Origin of the sequence: Delftia sp. S65 (assembly GCF_016516495.1) — a bacterium.
Classification (GTDB): domain Bacteria; phylum Pseudomonadota; class Gammaproteobacteria; order Burkholderiales; family Burkholderiaceae_C; genus Comamonas; species Comamonas acidovorans.
In genome coordinates this window covers 20,468-41,203 of the sequence record NZ_JACVUR010000034.1, presented here as the reverse complement: position 1 = coordinate 41,203, position 20,736 = coordinate 20,468, and the positions used below count along the sequence as shown (strand labels likewise).

Annotated in this window: 19 protein-coding genes and 1 tRNA gene; 7 read left to right on the top strand and 13 right to left on the bottom strand. The window is 69.4% G+C overall.

The genetic code is table 11. The features are described from left to right. Window positions 1-28: 28 nt before the first annotated feature. The 4 genes from IAE24_RS22545 to hpnC form a co-directional block, all read right to left on the bottom strand. The gene (locus IAE24_RS22545; protein ID WP_199961591.1) at window positions 29-1,048 is read right to left on the bottom strand and encodes a Bug family tripartite tricarboxylate transporter substrate binding protein; all 1,020 of its coding nucleotides are present in this window, start codon (window positions 1,046-1,048) and stop codon (window positions 29-31) included. A gap of 123 nt (window positions 1,049-1,171) precedes the next feature. Further along, window positions 1,172-2,545, bottom strand: a complete 1,374-nt coding sequence (hpnE, locus tag IAE24_RS22540) for a hydroxysqualene dehydroxylase HpnE (protein WP_199961592.1) — start codon at window positions 2,543-2,545, stop codon at window positions 1,172-1,174. Next, on the bottom strand, window positions 2,542-3,387 hold the full coding sequence (hpnD, locus tag IAE24_RS22535) for a presqualene diphosphate synthase HpnD (protein ID WP_013803312.1): 846 nt from the start codon (window positions 3,385-3,387) through the stop codon (window positions 2,542-2,544). Before hpnD ends, hpnE begins: the two co-directional genes overlap by 4 nt. 67 nt (window positions 3,388-3,454) lie before the next feature. Next, window positions 3,455-4,339 carry a squalene synthase HpnC gene (gene hpnC, locus IAE24_RS22530; RefSeq protein ID WP_199961593.1) on the bottom strand — a complete coding sequence of 295 codons (885 nt, stop codon included), beginning with the start codon at window positions 4,337-4,339 and terminating at the stop codon, window positions 3,455-3,457. Between the two features lie 174 nt (window positions 4,340-4,513). Here hpnC and IAE24_RS22525 point away from each other — a divergent pair, with 174 nt between their 5' ends. The 6 genes from IAE24_RS22525 to IAE24_RS22500 all read left to right on the top strand — a co-directional run bounded on the left by IAE24_RS22525 (window position 4,514) and on the right by IAE24_RS22500 (window position 12,210). Continuing rightward, complete coding sequence (locus IAE24_RS22525) at window positions 4,514-5,749, top strand: efflux RND transporter periplasmic adaptor subunit (RefSeq protein ID WP_199961594.1); 1,236 nt, start codon at window positions 4,514-4,516, stop codon at window positions 5,747-5,749. Continuing rightward, window positions 5,746-8,961, top strand: coding sequence for an efflux RND transporter permease subunit (locus IAE24_RS22520; protein WP_013803309.1), 3,216 nt, complete (start codon window positions 5,746-5,748; stop codon window positions 8,959-8,961). The genes IAE24_RS22525 and IAE24_RS22520 overlap by 4 nt, the downstream gene beginning before the upstream one ends. A 120-nt stretch (window positions 8,962-9,081) precedes the next feature. After that, window positions 9,082-9,168: transfer RNA gene (locus tag IAE24_RS22515), tRNA-Leu, on the top strand. 185 nt (window positions 9,169-9,353) lie between these two features. Further along, the gene (locus tag IAE24_RS22510) at window positions 9,354-10,370 is read left to right on the top strand and encodes a tyrosine-type recombinase/integrase (protein WP_099734185.1); all 1,017 of its coding nucleotides are present in this window, start codon (window positions 9,354-9,356) and stop codon (window positions 10,368-10,370) included. Between the two features lie 119 nt (window positions 10,371-10,489). Next, window positions 10,490-10,903: a helix-turn-helix domain-containing protein gene (locus tag IAE24_RS22505; protein WP_199961595.1), complete on the top strand. Its 414-nt coding sequence runs from the start codon at window positions 10,490-10,492 to the stop codon at window positions 10,901-10,903. Then, on the top strand, window positions 10,903-12,210 hold the full coding sequence (locus IAE24_RS22500; RefSeq protein WP_043825234.1) for a type II toxin-antitoxin system HipA family toxin: 1,308 nt from the start codon (window positions 10,903-10,905) through the stop codon (window positions 12,208-12,210). Before IAE24_RS22505 ends, IAE24_RS22500 begins: the two co-directional genes overlap by 1 nt. 26 nt (window positions 12,211-12,236) lie before the next feature. Here the strand turns inward: IAE24_RS22500 and IAE24_RS22495 are convergent, their stop codons facing one another. The 6 genes from IAE24_RS22495 to IAE24_RS22470 all read right to left on the bottom strand — a co-directional run bounded on the left by IAE24_RS22495 (window position 12,237) and on the right by IAE24_RS22470 (window position 15,931). Beyond that, window positions 12,237-12,443, bottom strand: coding sequence for a helix-turn-helix transcriptional regulator (locus IAE24_RS22495; RefSeq protein WP_012204496.1), 207 nt, complete (start codon window positions 12,441-12,443; stop codon window positions 12,237-12,239). 42 nt (window positions 12,444-12,485) lie between these two features. Continuing rightward, window positions 12,486-12,734, bottom strand: a complete 249-nt coding sequence (locus IAE24_RS22490; protein ID WP_043825231.1) for a hypothetical protein — start codon at window positions 12,732-12,734, stop codon at window positions 12,486-12,488. Window positions 12,735-12,755: 21 nt separating this feature from the next. Further along, a complete protein-coding gene (locus tag IAE24_RS22485; RefSeq protein ID WP_199961596.1) occupies window positions 12,756-14,759 on the bottom strand; it encodes a replication endonuclease in 2,004 nt (667 codons plus the stop codon). Window positions 14,760-14,763: 4 nt separating this feature from the next. Beyond that, entirely contained in the window at window positions 14,764-15,168 is a 405-nt protein-coding gene (locus tag IAE24_RS22480) for a hypothetical protein (protein ID WP_232240522.1), read from the bottom strand. Between the two features lie 156 nt (window positions 15,169-15,324). Continuing rightward, window positions 15,325-15,648 (bottom strand): ogr/Delta-like zinc finger family protein, encoded by a 324-nt coding sequence (locus IAE24_RS22475; RefSeq protein ID WP_043825225.1) that lies wholly within the window; start codon window positions 15,646-15,648, stop codon window positions 15,325-15,327. A 61-nt stretch (window positions 15,649-15,709) separates the two neighbouring features. Further along, window positions 15,710-15,931: a hypothetical protein gene (locus tag IAE24_RS22470; protein ID WP_224986487.1), complete on the bottom strand. Its 222-nt coding sequence runs from the start codon at window positions 15,929-15,931 to the stop codon at window positions 15,710-15,712. 86 nt (window positions 15,932-16,017) lie between these two features. Here IAE24_RS22470 and IAE24_RS22465 point away from each other — a divergent pair, with 86 nt between their 5' ends. Next, window positions 16,018-16,350 (top strand): helix-turn-helix domain-containing protein, encoded by a 333-nt coding sequence (locus IAE24_RS22465; RefSeq protein ID WP_012204502.1) that lies wholly within the window; start codon window positions 16,018-16,020, stop codon window positions 16,348-16,350. Window positions 16,351-16,400: 50 nt separating this feature from the next. On the opposite strand, the gene IAE24_RS22460 is transcribed toward IAE24_RS22465, so the two are convergent. From IAE24_RS22460 to IAE24_RS22450, 3 genes are read right to left on the bottom strand one after another with little or no spacing between them, the layout of a single operon-like run. Next, window positions 16,401-17,414 carry a contractile injection system protein, VgrG/Pvc8 family gene (locus IAE24_RS22460; protein ID WP_052155440.1) on the bottom strand — a complete coding sequence of 338 codons (1,014 nt, stop codon included), beginning with the start codon at window positions 17,412-17,414 and terminating at the stop codon, window positions 16,401-16,403. Beyond that, entirely contained in the window at window positions 17,402-17,842 is a 441-nt protein-coding gene (locus IAE24_RS22455; protein WP_160856151.1) for a phage tail protein, read from the bottom strand. Before IAE24_RS22455 ends, IAE24_RS22460 begins: the two co-directional genes overlap by 13 nt. An 11-nt stretch (window positions 17,843-17,853) precedes the next feature. After that, window positions 17,854-20,703, bottom strand: coding sequence for a phage tail tape measure protein (locus IAE24_RS22450; RefSeq protein WP_199961597.1), 2,850 nt, complete (start codon window positions 20,701-20,703; stop codon window positions 17,854-17,856). Window positions 20,704-20,736: the final 33 nt, after the last annotated feature.

The following is a 20,736-nucleotide window of genomic DNA, read 5'->3' as shown; positions in this document are numbered from 1 at the left end:
GTACCTGGGGGTGTCAGTCCGTGTGCGCTCAGTCCGGCTTGACCTGGGCGCGCTTGAGCACCTTTTGCCAGCGTGTCTGCTCGGAGGCAATGAACTGCGCGAACTGCTGGGGCGTGCTGCCGATGGGCTCGGCCGCATCGCCCTGCAGGCGCTTGAGCGCGTCGGGCGCCTTGACGGCCTTCGCGCACTCGGCGGCCAGCTTGTCCACGTGGGCTCGGGTCATGCTGGAGGGGGCGAGCATGCCGTACCACTGCGTCATCTCGAAGCCCGGGAAGCCCTGCTCGGCCACGGTGGGCACGTCGGGCAACTGGGGCAGGCGCTGGGTCGATCCCGTGGCGATGCAGCGCACCTTGCCCGCCTTGATGAAGGGCAGCAGGGCGGCAGCGCCGACCGATGCAGCGTCCAGGCGGCCCGACATCAGGTCCGTCATCATGGGGCCCGTGCCGCGATAGGGCACGTGCAGCATGAAGATCTCGGCCGTCATCTTCAGGTACTCGAAGGCCAGGTGCCCGGCGCTGCCATTGCCGGCCGAGCCGTAGCTGAGCTGGCCGGGCTTCTTCTTGGCGTAGGCGATGAGTTCGCGCAGGTTCTTGACCGGCACATCGGGGTGGACCACGTACAGGCTGGGCACCTTGGCCAGCAGGCTGACGGGCTGGAAGTCCTTGTTCGCGTCGTAGGGCAGCTTGTCGAAGATGTAGGGATTGACGGCCAGCGTGCCGATGTGGCCCAGGATGACGGTGCTCTGGTCATCGGCGCGCGCCACTTCCTGCATGGCGATGTTGCCGGCCGCGCCGGGCTTGTTGTCCACGAAGACGTTCTGGCCCAGGGTCTTGGACAGCTCGGCCGCCGTGGAGCGCGCCACGATTTCCGAGCTGCCGCCCGGCGCAAAGGGCACGACAAAGCGGATGGGGCGCGTGGGCCAGGCGTCCTGCGCCAGCGCGGCCGCAGGCAGCAGGCCCGACAGGGCCATGGCGCCCGTGCCGGCCAGCAGTTGGCGGCGGCCGAGCAGGGGCAGGTCTGCGTGGTGAAGAAAGTCGCGCGAAGGCATGTCTGGTCTCCTGGCTATCGTTGTAGTGAATGGGCAGCGGATGCGGCGCCAGCGATGGTGGCGCCGGCGGCTGTCAATCTGCTGTCAAACCAGGGTCTGCAGGCTACGGAGATACCCGGGGGATCAGGCTTTTCCCTCGGCTCCCAGGGCCTGGCCGATGGCCTCGGCCGCCTGCAGGCCGCTGCGCACGGCGCCTTCGATGGTGGCCGGGTACGGTCCATCCACATGGTCGCCGCAGGCCCACAGGCCGTGGCCCAACTCCATGCCGGGGCGCTGCAGCTGCGGCAGGCAGGCGAAGGTGGCGCGCTTGTCGATCACGGTGCGCAGCGCAACCAGTCCATGCCAGCCCAACTGCGCCTGGGCCTGGGCCAGCACCTGGGCCTGCAGGGTTTCGCGGTCCGATGCGCTGTCGCTGATGACGAAGGCCATCAGGCCCTGCGGGCCGCCGAGTTGCCCACGGTCGAAGACGAATTGCGCGGGCGCATCGGGCGTGGAGCGCAGCGCCAGCCAGGGCGCGCCCGGGGGCAATGTGTGTGAGGCCTCAAAGGCCTGCGCATAGACGGTGGCAATGGGGCGGTGCTGCAGGTCCTGGCACAGTTGCGCCCAGCGCTGCAGGGCAATGCCGTCGCGCGCAGGCAGGCTGTCGTGCTCGGCGGCGGTGAGTGCCAGGCGCGCCGCTTCGGGCGCTGGGCAGGCCAGCAGCACGGCGTCGAAGGGCGCGTCTTCGGCCTGGGCTGCGCCCAGCGTCCAGTGTGGGCCCTGGGGCTGCAGTTCGGCCACGCGGCTGCCCAGGCGCACGGCGTGGCCGCGCTCTTGCAGCCACTGCGCGGCCGGCGCCGGGAACAGGCTGCCCAGGTCACGGCGCGGCACCAGGAAATGCGAGCCGCCACGGCCGCTGAACAGCGCATCGCGCAGCACGCGAAGGAACACCGTGCCGCTGGCCAGGTGAATGGGCGTGTTGAGTGCCGAGATGCACAGCGGGTCGATGAACTCGCTGACCAGACGCTGCGGCAGGCCGGCGCACAGGTCGGCCACGGTGGCCTGCGGCGCGCAGCGAAAGCCCGCCAGCCGCCAGCGCACGGCACGCGCCAGCAGGGCTGCACGCTCGCCCAGGCTCCAGCCGCGTGCGGTGGCAATGCCGGCCAGCGCATCCAGCGGCGCAGGCCAGTCGGGGAAGCGCAGGCCGCTGCCATCGATATAGGGCAGGGCCATGGGCTGGCGGAGCAGGACCTGTTCAGGGTCCACGCCCACCTCGCGCATGAGTCGCAGGCTTTCGGTGTAGGCACCGATGAGGATGTGCTGGCCGTTGTCCACGCGCAGCGGGCCCTGTGGCGTGTCGAGGTCCATGCCGCGCGCACGGCCGCCGGGCTCGCGTGCGGCCTCGTGCAGGGTGATGTGCCAGCCGCTGCGCGCCAGCGCAAGGGCGGCGGCAAAGCCGGCCCAGCCGCCGCCGATGATGGCGGCGCGCGGCCTGTGCCTTGTGCTCTCGCGGCTCACCGCGCCATGCGTCCCAGCGCCTGCATCTTCCAGGCCAGCCAGAGCTTGCGCAGCGGCGGCAGGCTGATGCGCTGGTGCAGCACGCGGAAGTCGTCGGCCTCGATCTCGCGCAGCAGGGTGCGGTAGATGCTGGCCATCATCAGGCCGGGCTTTTGCGTGCGGCGGTCGGCCGCGGGCAGCAGGGCCAGGGCCTCGTCGTAGAGGCGGTGGGCGCGCTCGGCCTGAAAGCGCATCAGCGCGGTGAAGCGGTCCGAGTACTCGCGCTTGGTGATCTCATGCGCCTTGACGTCGAACTGCTGCAGCTCGCTGATGGGCAGGTAGATGCGTCCGCGCATGGCGTCCTCGCCCACGTCGCGGATGATGTTGGTCAGCTGGAAGGCCAGGCCCATCTTGTGGGCGTAGGCCGTGGTTTCTTCCTGTGTCTGGCCAAAGATGCGCGCGGCCACTTCACCGACCACGCCTGCGACCAGGTGGCAGTAGCGGGTCAGGCCCTGGAAGTCCAGGTAGCGGGTCTGCTCCAGGTCCATGCGGCAGCCGTCGATGACCGCCTGCAGGTGGCGCTCCTCGATGGCGTAGACCGGGGCGTGCGGCATGAGTGCCCGCATCACGGGATGGGAGGGCTTGCCTGCAAAGGCCTGGTGCACTTCGTTTTGCCACCAGCCGAGCTTGGTGGCGGCCACGCCGGGGTCGGAGACTTCGTCCACCACGTCGTCCACTTCGCGGCAGAACGCATAAAAGGCGGTGATGGCGGCACGGCGCTCGCGCGGCAGGAAGAGGAAGGCGTAATAAAAGCTGCTGCCCGAGGCGGCGGCCTTGTCTTGGACGTACTGATCCGGATTCATATGGGGCCGGATTGTCCCATGGACGGCTGGGAGCCAAAGCCTGGGTGTCGCAACGGCCGGCCCGCCATCACATGCGCAGGGCGCGCCACAGCAGCAGCGGCGCATCGGCCTTGCCGACGGTGGGGCGGCGGTAGAGGCTGGCGCCCTGCAGTGCATCGACCTTGTCCAGGATGCGCAGCCCGCCCTGCACCACCAGACGCAGCTCCCAGCCGATGCGGCCCGGCAGGCGGTGCACCAGCGGTGCGCCGGACTGCATCAGGGCGCGCGCCCATGCCGACTGCTCGGCAAGCAGTGCGCGCACGGCAAGGGTCAGTGCAGCGGGCTCGGCGCGCAGGTCTTCACGCCGCACGCCATGGGCGGTGCAGTCTGCATCGGTCAGGTAGTGGCGCCCGCGCGGCAGGTCCACGCTGAAGTCCTGCCAGAAATTGATCAATTGCAGGGCGGTGCAGATGGCGTCGCTGCGGGCCAGCGATTCGGCATCATCCACTCCGTACAGATGCAGCAGCAGCCGGCCCACGGGGTTGGCCGAGCGGCGGCAGTAGTCGAGCAGCTCCGCGCGGTCGGCGTAGGTGGTGCCGGACTCGGTCTTGCGCACGTCCTGCGCGAAGGCGCTGAGCAGGTCGTCCATCAGCGCCAGCGGCAGCTGGTGGGCGCGTACTTGCGGCGCCAGCCCTGCAAAGACAAGAGGCCAGGCCGTGCGGGCGAGCATGGGGGCCTCTCCTTCGGTGCCCAGCGCCATCAGGTCGGCACGGTAGGCGGCCAGCGCGGCCAGGCGCTCGGACGGCGTGGCGTCGCCCTCGTCGGCCAGATCGTCTGCAGTGCGTGCGAAGTGGTAGAGCGCGGCAATCGGCGGGCGCAAGCGGGGCGGGCACAGCCAGGACGCCACGGGAAAGTTCTCGTAGTGCGTGACCGGGGCGGGGGAGGCGGGCAGGGTGGGAGCGGTGGACTTCACGGTGGCCGATTGTCGATGCTGCGCGCAAGGCCATGCATTTCACTTGACGGGCTCAAGGGCTTCTCCTAAATTACTAACCCGTCAGTCAGTAAACGGCGCCAGCCAGCTGCCGCGGCATGTTGCCCGGATCTTGCAGCCCGCAGCCGCTTTTCGCACCAGCCCTCCCGGATCCACATGCCCGACTTGCCATCGAACCCTGCCGCGCCCGCTTTGCCGCGCCATCTTCTTCTTGCCCCTCTGTGCCTGGCCGCCGCGCTGGCGCTGGGCGCCTGCTCCAAGGCCGAACCGCCGCCCGAGCCGGTGCGCGCCGTCAAGCTGCTCACCGTAGGCGTGGGCGCGCTGGACACGCAACTGGAGTACGCGGGCGAGGTGCGCGCGCGCATAGAGTCGCGCCTGGGCTTTCGCGTGGCCGGCAAGCTCGTGCGCCGCGAGGTGGAGCTGGGCCAGCACGTGCAGGCAGGCCAGTTGCTGGCAAGGCTCGATGCCAGCGACTACCGGCTGGGAGCTGACGCCGCGCGCGCCCAGGTGGCGGCCGCGACCACGCAGCGCGATCTTGCCGCCGCCGATGTGAGGCGTTACTCGCAGCTGAAGGCGCAGAACTTCATCAGCGGTGCGGAGCTGGAGCGGCGCGAGGCCACGCTCAAGTCCGCCCAGGCCACGCTGGACCAGGCCAAGGCGCAGCTGGCATCGCAGAGCAATCAGGAGTCCTACGCGCAACTGCTGGCCGATGTGCCCGGCGTGGTGACAGGCATAGACGCCGAGCCCGGCCAGGTGGTGTCGGCCGGATCGCCCGTGGTGCGCATTGCCCAGGACGGCCCGCGCGACGTGGTCTTCGTGGTGCCCGAAGACAAGCGCGGTGCCATCCGCGTGGGCCAGAAGGTGAATGTGCGCCCCTGGTCGGCCGGCATGCAGCCGCTGCAGGGCCAGGTGCGCGAGGTGGCGGCCAGTGCCGACCCCGTCACGCGCACCTACCAGGTGAAGGTGGCACTGCCCACGTCGGACGCAGGCGCCGTGCCGCCGCTGGGTGCCACGGTCCACGCATTGCCCGAGGGCATGGGCCCCACGGGCCAGCCCGTGATCAAGCTGCCGACCACCGCGCTGCGCCAGGAAGGCGGAGGTGGCCAGGGCACGGCCGTGTGGGTGTTCGACGCCGCCAGCAGCACGGTGAAGCTGCAGCCCGTGCAACTGGCCACGGCCGATGGCAACGAAGCCGTGATTGCCGCTGGCCTGACGCCCGGCATGCAGGTGGTGGCCGCCGGTGTGCATGTGCTCACGCCAGGCCAGAAGGTCACGGTCTATCAGGACCGTTATGACAAGGCCCCGCAGCCGGCTCAGCAGCGGCCGCAACAGACACAGCCTGCACAGGCGCCTGCCGCCGCAGGCGCTGCGCCCAGCGGAGCGGCCCAATGAGCGGGCCCAAGCACAAGGCGCCGCAGGGCGCGCACTTCAATCTTTCGCGCTGGGCGCTGGACCATGTGGCGCTGACGCGCTATTTCATCGTCGTGCTGCTGCTGCTGGGCTTTGCCTCGTATTTCCAGCTGGGGCAGGACGAGGACCCGCCCTTCACCTTCCGCGCCATGGTGGTGCGCACCAACTGGCCGGGCGCCACGGCGCAGCAGATGGCCGAGCAGGTCACCGACAAGATCGAGCGCACGCTGCAGGAGGTGCCCTACGCCGACAAGATCAGCAGCTACTCCAAGCCCGGCGAGTCGATGATCATCTTCCAGCTCAAGGACAACTCGCGCCCCGGCGATGTCCAACAGCTGTGGTACACGGTGCGCAAGAAGATCGGCGACATGCGCTACACCCTGCCGCAGGGCGTGCAGGGGCCGTTCTTCAATGACGAGTTCGGCGATGTCTATGGCGTGATCTACGCCCTGCAGGCCGACGGCTTCAGCTACGCCGAGCTCAAGACCATGGCCGACGACGTGCGCCAGCGCCTGCTGCGCGTGCCCGATGTGGCCAAGGTCGAGCTGTTCGGCGTGCAGGACGAGAAGGTCTACATCGAGCTGTCGCAGCGCCGCCTGTCGCAGCTGGGCCTGGACATGAACCAGGTGCTGGGCCAGCTGGGCCAGCAAAACGCCATCGAGGGCGCAGGCGTGCTGCAGACGCCGCGCGAGGATGTGCAGGTGCGTGTGGCCGGCCAGTTCCTGGCGGTGGATGAGCTGCGCGCCATGCCCATCCGCGGCGCATCGGGCGCGCAGCTGCGCCTGGGCGATATCGCCGAGATCCGCCGCGGCTATGCCGATCCGGCCAATGTGAAGGTGCGCCACCAGGGGCGCGAGACGATTGCGCTGGGCGTGTCCATGACCAAGGGCGGCGACATCATCCGCCTGGGCAAATCCCTGCGCGGCGCCGTGGGCGACATCGCGCGCACGCTGCCGGCCGGCGTGGAGCTGGCCAACATGCAGGACCAGCCCAAGGCGGTGGCCGATTCGGTCAACGAATTCCTGCAGGTGCTGATCGAGGCCGTGGTGGTGGTGCTGGCCGTGAGCTTCATCAGCCTGGGCCTGCACAAGCGCGAAGGCCACCAGCCGCTGTGGAAGCGCTGGTACATCGACCCGCGCCCGGGCCTGGTGGTGGCCATCACGATCCCGCTGGTGCTGGCCGCGACCTTCCTGGCCATGTGGTACTGGAACATCGGCCTGCACAAGGTGTCGCTGGGCTCGCTGATCATCGCGCTGGGCCTGCTGGTGGACGACGCCATCATTGCGGTGGAGATGATGGTGCGCAAGATGGAGGAGGGCTACGAGAAGTACCGCGCCGCCACCTTTGCCTACGAGATCACGGCCAAGCCCATGCTGACCGGCACGCTGATCACGGCGGCGGGCTTCCTGCCCATCGGCATGGCCAAGTCCATGACGGGCGAGTACACCTTCGCCATCTTCGCGGTGACGGTGATTGCGCTGGTGCTCAGCTGGTTCGCCTCGGTGTACTTCGTGCCCTACCTGGGCATGCTGCTGCTCAAGCGCCCGCCGCACGCGGCCACGCTGCCGCCCGAGGTGGCCTCGGGCGAGGTGCCCATCGAGGAGACCAACCTCAATGCCTCGTCGGCCGAGCATGAAGTCTTCGACAGCCCGTTCTACAACCGCTTCCGGCGCGCCGTGAACTGGTGCGTGACGCACCGCTGGCTGACCATCGCCATCACGGTGCTGGTCTTCGCGCTGGGCCTGGTGGGCATGTCGCGCGTGCAGCAGCAGTTCTTCCCGGATTCCAGCCGGCCCGAAGTGCTGGTGGACATCTGGTTCCCCGAGGGCACGTCGCTGGCCGCCAACGAAGCCGTCACGCGCCGCGTGGAAGAGCGCTTCATGCAGCTGGACGGCGTGCGCACGGTCAGCGAGTGGGTGGGCTCGGGCGTGCCGCGTTTCTACCTGCCGCTGGACCAGGTGTTCCCGCAGAACAACGTCTCGCAGTTCATCCTGGTCGCCCAGGACCTGCCCACGCGCGAGCGTCTGCGCAAGGCGCTGCCGGCGCTGCTGGCCCAGGAGTTCCCCGAGGTGCGGGGCCGCGTCAAGCTGCTGCCCAACGGGCCTCCCGTGCCCTATCCGGTGCAGTTCCGCGTGTCCGGTACCGATCCGCAAAAGCTGCGTGCCTATGCCGACGAGGTCAAGCAGGTCATGATCGCCAACGCCGACATGCGCGGCGTCAACGACAACTGGAACGAGTCCGTCAAGGCCGTGCGCCTGGAGGTTGACCAGGACAAGGCGCGCGCCCTGGGCGTGAGCAGCCAGGCCATCGCCCAGGCGGCGCGCGTCATGCTCAGCGGCTCCACCGTGGGCCAGTTCCGCGAGGGTGACAAGCTCATCGACATCGTGCTGCGCACGCCGTATTCGGAGCGCGACGCCATCACCGACATCGCCAACGCCTACCTGCCCACGGCGTCGGGCAAGTCGATCCCGCTCACGCAGATCGCCAAACCCGTGATGGTCTGGGAGCCCGGCGTGATGTGGCGAGAAAAGCGCATGTTCGCCATCACCGTGCAGGGCGATGTGCGCGAGGGCCTGCAGGGCGCAACGCTGACCCACGCGCTGCTGCCGGGCCTGCGCGAGATCGAGGCTCGCTGGCACGCTGCGGGCGACACGGCCTACCGCATCGATGTGGCTGGCGCCGTGGAGGAAAGCTCCAAGGGCTCGGACGCCATCGTCGCTGGTGTGCCCGTGATGCTGTTCCTCACCTTCACGCTGCTCATGCTGCAACTGCGCAGTGTCAGTCGTTCACTGCTGGTGTTCATCACCGGGCCGCTGGGCATTCCCGGCGTGGCGGCGGCGCTGCTGCTGTTGGGCCGGCCCTTCGGCTTCGTGGCGCTGTTGGGCGTGGTGGCGCTGATGGGAATGATCCAGCGCAATTCGGTGATCCTGATCGACCAGATCGAGACCGACCGCGCGCGCGGCGTGCCGGCCTGGGACGCCATCATCGAGGCCGCTGTGCGCCGCCTGCGCCCCATCGTGCTGACGGCTGCCGCCGCCGTGCTGGCCATGATCCCGCTGTCGCGCAGCGTGTTCTGGGGCCCCATGGCCGTGGCCATCATGGGCGGGCTGATCGTGGCCACGGTGCTGACACTGCTGGCCCTGCCGGCCATGTACGCCGCCGTGTTCCGCGTGCGCCGCGAGCCCACGCATTGAGGCGGCGAAAACGCAGAGGCCGCCTCTCAAATCCGGGGTATGGCAATGCACCCCGCAATTGCGGCTAGAATCTGCGCCCTGACCTAGGAGCCGCCGCGCAGGCGGCTCCCCCAAGAACCAGCGCGGGTGGCGAAATTGGTAGACGCACCAGGTTTAGGTCCTGACGCCAGCAATGGTGTGGGGGTTCGAGTCCCCCCCCGCGCACCACGCACCAACGCCGCTCAACTGCGGCGAACACTGCTCAAGCCCGCTTCCTGTAGAGGAGGCGGGCTTTTTTTCTGGGTTCTGGGGGCAAAACGGAACAGGTTGAAACCGGCACAAAACAGCGCAAAATCACATCACAATCCCGCGCAGATCCCGCTTGTGATCCCGCGCGGGCTGCAGGAGGTGGGATGGCGTATTTCCGGAAGGTGAAGAACGGCTGGCGGGCCGAGGTGGAGCGTGCGGGCATCCGGCGCACCGCCACGCGGGCGACCAAGGCCGAGGCGCAGGGCTGGGCCGTGGCCGAGGAGGCGGCCATTCTGGCCGGGGCGCGCGGGGAGTTTCCACGGCGCACGCTGGCCGAGGCGGTGGAGCGCTATCGGCGCGAGGTCACCGACAAAAAGACGGCCAGCACGGCGCGGGCCGACCATTTGCGCTTTGATGCCTGGCTGCGCGAGTTTCCCGAGCTGGCCGTCAAGGTGTTCCACGAGATCACGGGTGACGACCTGGCGCGCTGGCGCGATGCGCGGCTGCAGCAGGTCTCTGGCGCCAGCGTGCTCCGCGAGGCGCAGCAGTTCCGTCCGATCTGGACGCTGGCGGTCAAGCAGTGGAAATGGGTGGGCAAGAGCCCCTGGCCCGAGATCAAGCTGCCGGCCAAGTCCCATGCGCGCCGGCGCACGGGGCAGTGGAGCGAGGTGCGGCGCATGCTGCGCTCGGCCAATGTCTCGCCGCGCCTGGCGCCTGTCACCGCCATGGAGCAGACGGCCTGGACCATGCTGGTGGCCCTGCACACGGCCATGCGCAGCGGCGAGATCCTGCGCATGGGCCGCAGCAATGTGGATCTCAAGCGCCGGGTCTACCACCTGCCGCACCACAAGACCGAGGCCAAGGTGGGCGAGCGCCGTGTGCCGCTGACGCGTCGTGCCGTGCGCCTGCTGCGCGTGCTGGACGCCGCCGCCGAGGCTGCGGGGCGCGACGCCTACTGGACCATCAGCGACGCCAGCCGCGACACGCTCTACCGCAAGCTGCGCGACCGGGTGATGGTGCAGGGCCTGCGCTTCCATGACCTGCGAGCCACGGCGCTGACCTGGCTGAGCAAGCGCGTGGATGTGATGACGCTGGCCCGCATCAGCGGCCACGTGGATATCAACGAGCTGTTCAACACCTATTACCGGGAGACGGCCGAGGACATCGCGGCACGGTTGTAGGCAGGATGGCTGCCAGAAATATCACTCCAATATGATATGTTGACAATATTATTTTAGAGTGATAATTTCAATTCATCATCTTGAGATGATATTTTGAATGCCCTTGCCAGGAGAACACCATGGACCACCTGTTGCAACTGCCCGATCAGCTTGCGCTGCACCTGAAGTCGCTGCGCAAGGCCGCTGGCGTGAGCCAGGCCCAACTGGCACAGCGGCTGGGCGTGTCCCAGTCGCGTGTGGCGGCGATAGAGCGTGACCCGGCCGCCATCAGCGTGCGCCAGCTGATGGAGATCCTGCAGCTGCTGGATGCCGATCTGCTCATGCGGCCCAGGGCGGATGCGGTGGCTTCTCCTGCGTCTGCACCTATGCCTGTGCCTGCGCCTGTGCCTGCTGCGTTGAGGGTGGCTGAGCCCGCTCCACAACCGTACGCGGGTGACAACGTACCCCGCAAGCCCGCCGACCGCCCCGTGGCCTTCAAGCCGCAGGCGCTGCCGCCGCACTGGCAGGACCGCAAGCCGAAAGGTTCCTGGTGATGGCGGCGCTGGGCGTCTGGATGAATGGGGAGCGGGTGGGCACCTGGGAGGTCACGCGCACGGGCCGCCATGTGTTCGCCTATGACCCGGCCTGGCCGCAGAGCGCGCATGCGCGGCCGCTGTCACTGTCCATGCCCTTCACGCGCGACCTGACGGTGGCGGGCGAGGTGGTGGCCCATTATTTCGACAACCTGCTGCCGGACGGCGAGGGCATTCGCCGGCGCATTCACCAGCGCTTCGGACTGCGCGGGATCGACGCGTTTTCGCTGCTGGAGGCCATCGGCCGCGATTGCGTGGGTGCCGTGCAGCTGCTGCCCGAGGGGGCCGTGCCCGACGGTTTTGACCAGGTGCGCTTCGAGCCGCTGAGCGAGGCGCAGATTGCAGAGCACCTGGCCAGCCTGGGTGGCGGGTTTGGTGCACTGGAGGTGGACCAGGAGTTCAGGCTGTCCATTGCCGGTGCGCAGGAGAAAACGGCGGTGCTGCGCCATGGCGGCCAGTGGTGCCGTCCGCTGGGCGCGACGCCGACCACGCATATCCTGAAGCCGGCCATCGGCGTGGTGCCGCACTGGCACTACGACCTGAGCGAGTCAGTGGCCAATGAGTGGCTGTGCGCCCGCCTGCTGGCCGAGCTGGGCTTTGCCGTGGCCGACAGCAGCATCGAGAGCTTTGGCGGGCAGCAGGTGCTGTGCGTGGAGCGCTTTGACCGCGCCTGGACGGCCCAGGGCTGGATTGCGCGTCTGCCGCAGGAAGATTTCTGCCAGGTGCGTGGCGTTGCCAGCGCCAACAAGTACGAGACCCACGGCGGGCCCGGCATGCTGCAGTGCCTGCAGGTGCTGCAGCATGGCAGCGAGCCTGCCCAGGATTGCGCCCGCTTCGTGATGGCCCAGCTGGCGTTCTGGCTGCTGGCGGCCACGGACGGGCATGCCAAGAATTTCTCGGTGTTCCTGCAGCCGGGCGGCGGCTATGAGATGACACCTCTGTACGACGTGCTGTCGGCCTGGCCCATCATCGGTCACGGCCACGGCAAGATTGCCCGCCAACGCGCCAGGATGGCCATGGCCCTGCCGGGGCGCAGCCGCCACTACCGCCTGGCCGAGATCCAGCGCCGCCACTGGAAGGCCCTGGCCGAGACCACGCGCATCGCAGGCCTGTGGGAGAGCATGGTGGAGATGGTCGAGGCGCTGGACGGCGCCATCGACCGGCTGCAGCCGCGCCTGCCGGCCAGCGTGCCGCAGCCTATGGCCCGGCAGATCTTCGACGGGGCGCGCGACCAGGCACGCCGTTTTCTTGCGGGCAGCGATCACTGAGCGCACGGCGATGGCCTGGTACCTGCTCACCGGCGCCCCTCGGCCCAGGCCTTGACGTCGGCCATGCGCCAGTAGCGGATGCGGCGGCTGGCGTTGATGAAGGGCTTGGGAAAGTCCGGGCGCTTGGTCAGGCGCGCGGTGACGTGCTCGCGGCTCAGGCCCAGGTAGTTGGCGATGCCCTGGGTGTCCAGGCGCGGGGCGCTGTGAAAGAGTTCCATGTTCTGTTGCGTCATTGCGGTGTTCTCCGATGTCGTGTCCGGTGCTTGGGTGCTTGATCAGGCCTGGCGCGGCGTGATGGACTTGCCTGCCTTTTTGCGCTCCACACGCTCAACTCGCTCGACTCGCAGCACGGGCCGGCCGCTGGCCAGCAGGGCGCAGGCCTGGGCGTGGCTGGCGCTGGCCGCCTTCAGGCGCAGCACGGGCAGCAGGCGGGCGTCGGCCAGTTGATCCAGCTGCGCGGCGTCCACGCCGTGGGGGATGAGGGTGGCGCGGTAGCTGCGCAGGGCGGTGATGTTGTGGTGCATGGTGGGTCCTCCTGGGGTGGATCAGCTGGTAAAGAAAGGGTGGTTGGATGGCGTGGCGCCGGATGCGGGGCGGTGCAGCACGGAATCGGGCGCGGAATCGGCACCCGAATCGGGCCCGGCCGGGTTGGCCCGGTCCTCGCGCAGGTGCCCGCTGCGGTCGATGAGGGCGCGCAGCGTGTGGCCCGTGAGCCGGGCCGTACAGTTATTGAAACCAGTCCAAGCGCGCGCCAGCGGCGCGCGGGCGGGCAGGGCGGGCGGGGCCGTGTCTGCGACCTTGGCGACCTCGGCACCCTCGGCGACATCGGCGTTTTCTGCACCTTGGGTTTCCTGGAACTCCAGCGTGGCGCGCGCCACGCTGCGCCAGGCGATGCGGCGCGAGACCAGCCACTGGCCGCGCCGGGTTTCCAGGCCCACCACGCGGCCGCAGCCGGGCGCGATGGCCTCGCCGTATTGGTTGACGGCGCCGGCGGGCACGGGGCGGCGTGCCATGCGCAGGTGCCAGCGGTCGCGGGCCAGGCAGTGGCCGCCCATGGCTTCCATGTAGCGGCGCCAGTCGGCGGGGATGTCGGGCCCGTGGCGGTGGCTGGCGCCCCAGGCCTTCCAGCTGGCCTTGTCGCCGTCGATGCGGATCTGTTCGACCTGGTCCTTGCTGACACGGCGCAGCTCGCGCCAGACGCAGACGCTGGGCATGCCCACGGCCTGGAACTGGCGAATGCCCCAGCAGGCGGCCCAGGCGTCCACGCGGCGGTGGCCGGGCATGCCGCCCTGCTCCACATCCCACAGGCGGCCCTGCACCACGTCCAGGTGGTCGGCCAGGGCCGCATGGCCCACGCTTTTGGCGATGTACTTGGCCACGTAGCCGGCAGCGCCGCCGCCGGTCATGCGCTTGACGTTGACGCGGTTGCGCTGGGCGCCGCGCTCGTCGCCATCTTCGCTGAGCCACCATTTGCGGATGGCGGCCTCGATGTGCTGGGCGTGCTCCTCGCACTCGGCCCAGACCAGGGCGTGCCAGTGCGGCGTGGCGTCATGGTGCGGCTCTGCCACGCGGATGCCGTACATGGCGATGCGCTGGCGGCCCAGGTGCGAGCGCACGCGCGCCCACATGGTGCGCAGCCACAGCTGGGCATCGCGCGGCGTGCTGCGGCCGTCGTAATGGGGATTGGGGCGCGGCCGGCCGCCGCTGCCCAGCGTGACGGCGTGAAAGCGGCTGGGCGCCGTCAGCGTGAGAAAGAGGCCGACGTGGCTGCGCGCGTCGGCATATTCCTCTGCGCCGCGGATGCGCGTCATCAGCTCGCCGCCACGGATCACGGGGTTGGCCGGCGACAGCGCGGCCAGCTCGGCCAGGGTGAAGACCTGGCCGGCCTCGTTTCGGTAGAGGCTGCGCTGCAGCGCGCGGGCGTTGCGTTCGATCTGCGCGGTGCGCCGGCGCACGGTGGCATTGCTGGCATAGCCGCCGGCGCTGCGGTTGACGATGCCCAGCTTGACGGCGCCAGCCTCCACGGTGCGCGTGACGTGGCGGCGCAGCATGCGGCGCCACCAGGCCGCGTCCAGCGCGCGGCGGATGGCGGGCTCGCCGGCCAGTGGCGTGCTTTCCTGCAGGCCCAGCATGCGCAGCATCAGCCGCACCAGGTCCACGCGTGCGGCCAGGTCCATGTTCTGGGCCTGGGCGCCGGCGTCGAGCTCACCGACTTCGTCGCTCAGGCGCCTGGCCATCTGGCAGATCTCGTAGTCGTCCAGGTTCCACTCGGCCGCACGGCCGTGGCGGCTGGCAAAGTCGTCAATGGCGGCCAGCGCGTCGTGGCAGGCAGCCCATTCGGGCTGGCCGTTGGCGTGTTGCGCGCCCTTTTGCCAGTCGCCCAGGCCCAGCAGCTTCATGGGCTGCAGCCACTGCGGCGGCAAGGCTTTTTCCAGCGCCTGCATGGCGCGCTGGACCATGTGGGGGCGCGGCTTGTGCTGGTCCCATTGCTGCAGGCTGGCGGTGCGCAGCCTGCGGCCGGTGGATTTGGCGGCGAGCAGGACGGACATGGGCTCAGGTCCTCAGCGCCAGCGCGCGCAGCGGCAGCAGGCAGGTGCGCAGCGCTCGGATCTGGCGGCGGATGGCGTCGCGCTCGGGCGGCGGCATTTCGCGCCAGTCGCGCAGGGCCAGCTCCTCGATCTCGCCGTCTATGCCCGCCAGCAGCACCAGGGCCATGCGGTAGTGGCTGGCCAGGCCCGCCCATTCGCGGCTTTCGGCGCTGCCGCAGCGGCCATTGGCGCAGCGCTGCGCGGCCTCGCGCTGCAGCTCGCGCAGGCGGATGCGGCAGTCCTGGACGCTCAGGCGCTGATAGGCCTCGGGCAGCGCGGGCGGGTCTTCGGGCCGGTATTCGGGCGCGGGCGCATCGTCTGCCCGCAGCAGTCGCATCAGATCGGAAAGGCGCAGGTCGCCGAGCTTCATGGTCTGTCCAGGTCGTTTCAGGGTGAGCGCATCCCGCAGGGCCTTCATGCAGGCTCCGCAGGTTGCGGGAAAGGGGGTGGGGTGGCGGCGGTGCAGGCGGGCTGCCCGCGCGCCGGGTGGGGCGCCGTCAGGAGCGGCGAAGGCGCCCCGGCCGCGCTAGCTGCGCGCGCCTTCGGTGGATTGGGCGGACTCGGCCGCCTGGGCTGCGCGGTGCGCTGCGCCTTCGTATTGCGAGGACGGCATGGCGTCCAGCTGGGTCTGCAGCAGCTTGCGCTTGATGTGCGTGCTCATCGGCAGGATCACCATGGGGTTGGGGATGGCGCTGGGGCTGATGGTGCGGTTGATCTCGGTGACCGCCGAGAACACATGGCCGCACTCGAAGTTGCGGCACTGGAAGATGGTCTCGCGGCTGGTGCTGGTCAGCTGCAGGCTGGTGCGGGTGTAGGCGTGTTCGTTGCAGTGGGGGCACATCATGCGCATGGCAGGCTCCTGGGGGCAGTTGGGATCGAAGACAAGGCGGTGAACAGGTCGGCGCGGGTGGCTATCGCGCCTGATCGGCCTGGGGCAGCGGCGGCATCTGCTGCTCGTACTGCTGCATGCCCATGCGGTACAGCTTCAGCGCGAAGTTGGAGGCGCTGCGGCTTTCACGGCTGGCATAGCGGGCGTGGCGTTCGCGTTCGGATGCCGTCATGCGCAGTGGCACGGGCCTGTCATGAAGCACCGGATCCGCAGGGATACCGGGCACGGCTCTGGGGGAGTGCATGGCTGTCATGTAGTATTTGGGATGGTTTGGATGGTTTGGTTACACGCTGACTGCATCATTGCTCGAAATTTCGAGCATGTCAATTGATGAATAGAAGAAATTTCGATCACATCGGTGAAAGGCTGAGGCAAGAGCGTCTGCGTCTGGACGTGGCGCAGCTCGCCATGGCCGACGCCTGCGACGTCTCGCGCGGCACCCTGGCCACCTGGGAGAAGGGCGAGCAATCGCCCAATGCGGCCGCCCTGGCGGTGATGGCGGGCCTGGGCGTGGATGTCCTGTATGTGGTCACGGGCCAGCATGCGAACGCATCGGTCCAGACCTTGGCGCCCGACGAGCGCGAGCTGCTCGATTGCTACGGCCGGGCCGACGATTCGGGCCGCGCCGCCATCATGGCCGTGGCGACCCTGGCCGCGCGCTGAACGGTCTGCGCCGGCCGCTCCAGGACGCGTTCTACCGGCCTACCTCTCGCTCACTTGGCGCGTGTTTCCAGCGTCAGCTTGGAGGTGAAGCCGCCGTCGCCCAGCTCGTGCTGGATCTTGACGACCAGCCACGGCGTGTCATCGATCTCCGCCTTGAACCCCTGCAGCTTCAGCGGCGTCTGCGGCATCAGGTCGGGCCGCGCCAGCGCCAGCTTCAGGCCCATGGTGGCCTTGGCGCGGTTGATGCGGCCCATCTCGGCCTTGGCGGCGGCCTGCGCCTCGGCCTCGCTGCCGTAGGTGTCCTTCAGGCGCTTTTCGTTGTCCTCGGCGCCCTGCGTGGCGCTGCGTTTTTCGGCACGATCCGCGTCGTTCCAGTACGCGCGCACGCCGCTGTAGTCGTTGCGTGCGGCCGTGTGGTAGTTGTGGCTGTCGCCCACGGCGCGCGTGAGCGTGGCGGCCTCCACGGCCTGGCCGGCAGCGGTGATCTTGCTGTCGATGGCGATGAAGGCCAGCTTGCCCTTCTTGACCGTGCACACGGCGTCGTACTGGCGCGCCAGGCGGCTGCAGAAGTTCAGGTCGCTCTCGTGGGTCTGGTCGATGTGGTCCACGCGCAGGTTCTCGAACTGCGCGTCCACGCGCACCTGCAGGCCGTTGCGCTGGGCGATGCTGCGCACGATCTGGCCCAGCGTGCTGTTGTGGTAGCTGTGCTCGGAGCGCGTGCGCAGCTGGCGCTTGAGCTCGGCCGAGCGCGCATGCACCACGATCCTGTCGGGCGCACCCTGGTGCTCCACCTCGTCCACCTCGTAGGTGCCCTTGTCGACCAGGCCGTGGCCGGCCCAGCCCAGCTTCAGCGCGATCTTGGAGCCCTTGCCCGGCATGGGCAGGCGCCCATCGCTGTCGTCCAGCGTGATGTCCAGCTTGTCGGCCTCTTCGCCGCGCGATTCGGACAGCGTCAGGTTCATCAGCCGCGTGTCCACCTGACTGGTGATGTTGCGCCCGTCCAGGACGATTTCGTACTGGGGCTTGGCGTGCAAGTATTCCTGCGTGGCCATCAGATCCACCATTCCCAGAAGTCTTCATCGGGCCAGGGATCGACGCCGCCGCCGCCTTCGGCCAGGTGGTCGTCCACGCGGGCCAGCTTGAGATCGAACTCGATGCGGCGCGGCTTGCCGCCCGGTGTGTAGTGCGTGCCGGTCTGCTGCAGGCTCTCGATGACCCAGGCGCCCAGGATGCTTTCGCCGCCCACCAGGGCCCATGCCTTGCCCTGGTCGGCCATTTCGCGCAGGTCGTCCAGCGACTTGGCCGTGCCCCGGAACTCGGGTGCGAGCACGCCGGTCAGGCCCAGCGTCTCATCGCCTGGGCCCAGCGACTGGCGGGCGGGGCGCGCGCCCACGCGGCTGTTGCTCGGGTGGCGCCAGGTGCTGCTGCGCACCAGCTTGTCGAATGCCAGTGTGTCGATGCCGAAGGCAAACTGGCCCAGTGTGATCAGCATGCTCATGCTCCTCAGTCGATGTCCGACAGCTGCGACAGCACGCTGGATCGCTTGGCCATGTCGCGGCGGTCCAGCTCGGCGGCCACGGCGCGGGCAATGGCCTGCGCATCCTGGCCGGGCGCAGCGTTGACGGTGATATGGATGGTGGCGCCGGCCACCGGGGCCGGTGCCGGCGCGGGTGCAGCGGCGCTGGCCAGCGGCGGGCGGCTGTCGATGCGCACGGCGCCCGTGTCGGCCATGGCCGGCATGGCGCCCGTGGCCAGTGTGGCCGCCGTGGCTGCAGCAGCGACACCCTGGCGCAGTGCGCCGGCGCGGCCCTGGTCGGGTGCTGATGCATCGCCGGACTTGAACCACGAGCCCACCGACGAGGCCAGGCCGCTGATGCCCTTGCCGGCCAGGTCAGAGACCACGCCGAACAACCCGCCCGTGGCGCCATCGAGGCCGGCCTTGCCGGCCTCCAGCAGCGTGCCGCCGACGCCCTTCCAGTCGCCGGCCTTGAAGGCGGTGGACAGGCCGTCCCAGTTCTGCATGATCGAGCCGCCCGCGCCCATCAGGCCACCTGCGAGCCGGCCCATGGGTGTCATGCGCACCAGGCCCATCAGCGATGCGGCTGCACCACCCAGACTACCGCCCAGGCCACCGCCGACGGCACCTGCGGCACCCAGGCCGGCGCCCAGCAGGCCCATGACGGCGCCCGCACGCCCCTTGCCGGCCACGCCTTTGGCTGCACCTGCACCGCCGCCGAAGATGCGGCCTGCAGCGCGGCCCGCGCCGGCCAGGGCGGTGCCTATGCTGCCCATGGCAGCGCCGCGACCCATCATGGCCAACGACAGGACCACGGCGCCCAGCCCGCGCCTGAGCACGCCCGCAGCGTTGCTGGCCATGCGCAAGCCTCCCGACAGCAGACCCATGGCTCCGCCACCGCCGCTCATCATGGACAGGGACAGGACCACGGCGCCCACGCCGCGCCGGAGCACGCCCGCAGCGTTGCTGGCCATGCGCAAGCCGCCGGCCAACAGGCCCATGGCACTGCCGCCACCGCCCATCATGCCCAGCGACAGGACCACGGCCGCCAGGCCGCGCCTGAGCACGCCCAACGCACCGCTGCCTGCGCCCATGGCCGCGCCCAGCAGGCCGAACACGGTGCGCGTGAGCAGCAGCGGCGCCAGCAGGCCGAACAGCACGCTGCTCACCACGCCGACGCCTGCGATCAGCAGGCCCAGCACGGCCACGATGCGCAGCGTCCACTGCACGATCTGGGGATGCTCCTTGACCCAGGCACGCATGCCTTCGGTCATCTCGCGCAGCGTGCCCAGCACGGCCTTGAGGTCGGACTCGATGGTCGAGCCCATGTCGCTCAACAGGCCGTTGTAGCTGTCCTTGACGGACTCGTATTGGGCCGAGACCGAGTCCTTCAGGATGGCCACGCGCCCATCCAGATCCGCCTGTGACTTGAGCTGGGAGGCGATCTGCTGGTAGCCGCCCGGGCCCTGCTGGAGCAACGCCTCCAGGGCCTTGCGCGTCTGCGCATCGCCGCCGGCCAGCTTGTCCAGCGCAGCGGCGCGCAGCTTGTCGCTGCCCAGGCTCTGCAGCTTTTGCAGCTGGGCCATCATCTGCTCGGTGCCGCCGAACTGGCCGCTGGCGTCCTTGAAGTCCAGCGACACACCCTGGCTCGCGAGCATCTTGTTGACCTGGCCCAGTTTGGCCGGGTCCATGGAGTTCTTGACCAGGTTGCTGACGGCCTTGCCGGCGGCCTCGCCGCTGATGCTGGCGTCGTTGAGCATGAGCAGCAGCGGCGCGAACATCTGTCCCGACCTTGCGCCCTGCTGTCCCAGCTGCGGCAGGGCCTTGCCGATGGCGTCCAGGCCCTTGACCATGCCTGTGGGGTCCAGTCCCAGGTGGGAGGTGCGCTGCACCGTGTCGGCCAGTGCGGCCATGTCGCCCGCGCTTGCGCGGGTGGCCTGCTGCAACTGCGCCGCAAACTCGCCGGCCTCCTTGGCGGGCATGTTCAGCACCGCGCCCAGGTTGGCCGCCTCCCGGGCCACGCCGCCCAGCACATCCTGCGAGGACACGCCCTGGCGCTGCAGCTGGTTCATCATCGCGATGTAGTCGGCCGTGCTGCCGGGCATGTCGGTGCCCAGGCTCTTGGCCAAGTCCAGCACCTGCTGGTAGTCGGCGCCCGGCTTGCCGTTGCTGCCCGCCATGGTGGCGCGCAGCTGTGCGGCGGCCTGGTCGTCGGTCATGAAGGCCTGGCTCACGGCGCGCACGGGCGCCAGCATCTTTCCGCCCGTCTCGCGCAGCGCCTGGCCGCGATCGGCCAGGGTCTTGCTCTGCTCGCGCAGGGCGTCGATTCTCTCCAGCCGCTGGGCGGCCGGTGCCACCACCTTGCGCTGCTTTTCCATCTGGGCCGTGGTGGCGCGGATGTCGTTGTGCAGCTTGCGCTCGTGCGCCGACAGGTTGCCCGTGTCCACGCCCGCGCCGCGCAGGCCTTCGCGCATGTCCATCAGGCGCGATCGCTGCGTGGCGCGCAGCAGCGCCAGGCGCTCCTCCTCGACCTGGGCCGAACGCAGCGCGCGCAACATGGCGCGCGAGGGCTGCTCGCCCGCGCCCGATTCCAGCCGCAGCTGGGCCATCTGCTGGCGCGCGCCGCGCAGCCGCGCCGTGGTATCTGCCAGGCCGCTGCGCAGCGCGCGGTAGTCGCCCAGCTGGGCTTGCTGCTGCTGCAGCTTCTTCAACTGGTCGACCGTTTCCTTGAGTTCCCGGGCCGTGTTGCTGCTGGTTCTGCCCAGCAGCGCCAGGGGCTGGTGCACGCGCTCGGCCTGCTTGAGCACCTCGTCCAGGCGCAGGGTGTCAACGGCCATGGAGGGCTCCCTGGCCGGTGCGGTGTTGGCGTT

Excerpts from the sequence above, each read along its gene's own strand:
- IAE24_RS22545 (WP_199961591.1), bottom strand. The coding sequence starts at position 1,048 with ATGCCTTCGCGCGACTTTCTTCACCACGCAGACCTGCCCCTGCTCGGC.
- hpnD (WP_013803312.1), bottom strand. The coding sequence starts at position 3,387 with ATGAATCCGGATCAGTACGTCCAAGACAAGGCCGCCGCCTCGGGCAGC.
- IAE24_RS22525 (WP_199961594.1), top strand. The coding sequence starts at position 4,514 with ATGCCCGACTTGCCATCGAACCCTGCCGCGCCCGCTTTGCCGCGCCAT.
- IAE24_RS22520 (WP_013803309.1), top strand. The coding sequence starts at position 5,746 with ATGAGCGGGCCCAAGCACAAGGCGCCGCAGGGCGCGCACTTCAATCTT.
- IAE24_RS22510 (WP_099734185.1), top strand. The coding sequence starts at position 9,354 with ATGGCGTATTTCCGGAAGGTGAAGAACGGCTGGCGGGCCGAGGTGGAG.
- IAE24_RS22505 (WP_199961595.1), top strand. The coding sequence starts at position 10,490 with ATGGACCACCTGTTGCAACTGCCCGATCAGCTTGCGCTGCACCTGAAG.
- IAE24_RS22500 (WP_043825234.1), top strand. The coding sequence starts at position 10,903 with ATGGCGGCGCTGGGCGTCTGGATGAATGGGGAGCGGGTGGGCACCTGG.
- IAE24_RS22495 (WP_012204496.1), bottom strand. The coding sequence starts at position 12,443 with ATGACGCAACAGAACATGGAACTCTTTCACAGCGCCCCGCGCCTGGAC.
- IAE24_RS22490 (WP_043825231.1), bottom strand. The coding sequence starts at position 12,734 with ATGCACCACAACATCACCGCCCTGCGCAGCTACCGCGCCACCCTCATC.
- IAE24_RS22485 (WP_199961596.1), bottom strand. The coding sequence starts at position 14,759 with ATGTCCGTCCTGCTCGCCGCCAAATCCACCGGCCGCAGGCTGCGCACC.
- IAE24_RS22480 (WP_232240522.1), bottom strand. The coding sequence starts at position 15,168 with ATGAAGCTCGGCGACCTGCGCCTTTCCGATCTGATGCGACTGCTGCGG.
- IAE24_RS22475 (WP_043825225.1), bottom strand. The coding sequence starts at position 15,648 with ATGCGCATGATGTGCCCCCACTGCAACGAACACGCCTACACCCGCACC.
- IAE24_RS22470 (WP_224986487.1), bottom strand. The coding sequence starts at position 15,931 with ATGCACTCCCCCAGAGCCGTGCCCGGTATCCCTGCGGATCCGGTGCTT.
- IAE24_RS22465 (WP_012204502.1), top strand. The coding sequence starts at position 16,018 with ATGAATAGAAGAAATTTCGATCACATCGGTGAAAGGCTGAGGCAAGAG.
- IAE24_RS22460 (WP_052155440.1), bottom strand. The coding sequence starts at position 17,414 with ATGGTGGATCTGATGGCCACGCAGGAATACTTGCACGCCAAGCCCCAG.
- IAE24_RS22455 (WP_160856151.1), bottom strand. The coding sequence starts at position 17,842 with ATGCTGATCACACTGGGCCAGTTTGCCTTCGGCATCGACACACTGGCA.
- IAE24_RS22450 (WP_199961597.1), bottom strand. The coding sequence starts at position 20,703 with ATGGCCGTTGACACCCTGCGCCTGGACGAGGTGCTCAAGCAGGCCGAG.